The sequence below is a fragment of the Methanomassiliicoccales archaeon genome, assembly GCA_014361295.1.
Taxonomy (GTDB): domain Archaea; phylum Thermoplasmatota; class Thermoplasmata; order Methanomassiliicoccales; family JACIVX01; genus JACIVX01.
This window is the reverse complement of the sequence record JACIVX010000102.1, coordinates 1-906: the sequence shown is the minus strand read 5'-3', so window position 1 is coordinate 906 and position 906 is coordinate 1. Positions and strand designations below refer to the sequence as shown.

Annotated in this window: 1 protein-coding gene; it reads right to left on the bottom strand. The window is 61.5% G+C overall.

From position 1 onward, the window contains the following. On the bottom strand, nt 1-906 hold a 906-nt coding region (locus H5T41_11400), incomplete at both ends, for a DUF3883 domain-containing protein (protein MBC7109364.1).

The following is a 906-nucleotide window of genomic DNA, read 5'->3' as shown; positions in this document are numbered from 1 at the left end:
CCGTTTTCTTCTCCACGGGAAGCCGAGCAGGGTTGGGAATGCACCAGAGTTTCGGCCCGGAGGGTTCAAGGGTGACCACATAAAGCCAATATTCCGGACCCAGACGGTGGGCCATGAACCACTCGTTCTGGGTGAGGGTCACCGGGCCGGGCTTGGCCCGGGCCTTCACCTCGATGTACCGCACCTCCTCCAGCCCTTCCGAACGCACGTCGTAGCCCAGGTTCTCCTGGGAAACGTCCACGGGATTCCGGCCCTGGGCCCGCTCATAGGCAAGCACGGTCTCTATTCCGATACGCTCCACTTCCGGATCAGGCACGAGTTCCTGATCGGCGGGGACGGGTGCAGGAAGGACGGCACAAACGCCGACGATGCGGATCTCTCCGGGGATGAGGGTCGTCTCGCGTCGGATCCTCTCTTTGAGTTTTTCGCGGCGGAGCTCGATCTCCTCACGTCTTCTTCGGGCTTGGTCGATCACCACTTGGGGAATTTCTTCCCCAAAGGCCCGCCGGCTCTCAAGATCCACAAGATGGCCTTCAGCCTCGTAGAGAAGGATGTCTAAGGATCGCAAGCCGTAGCGGCGACGGATCTGGGCCTGCCGTTCCCGCTCGGCTTGAACTTCCGCAAAGAATCGGGGAAGCAAACTCTCGGCCACGAAGGCCCGGATGCGCTCGGGATCGGGCGGATCCCAAGGGATGGGGCCTCCGCGTGGCTCAAGGTCATAAAGGATCGCGAGATGGATGGGCTCGAGTTTTCCATCGGGCCTGGAGAGAACACTGAGCACGCGTTTCCCGGCGATTTCGCCGTTTCCATCAACCACGGTGGCCTCGACGAAGAAAATCGTGCCGGCAAGGCGTCCCAGGGGATCATGGAAGACTGCGCCTTTTTCGCAGTCCTGGGCGGTGCGGT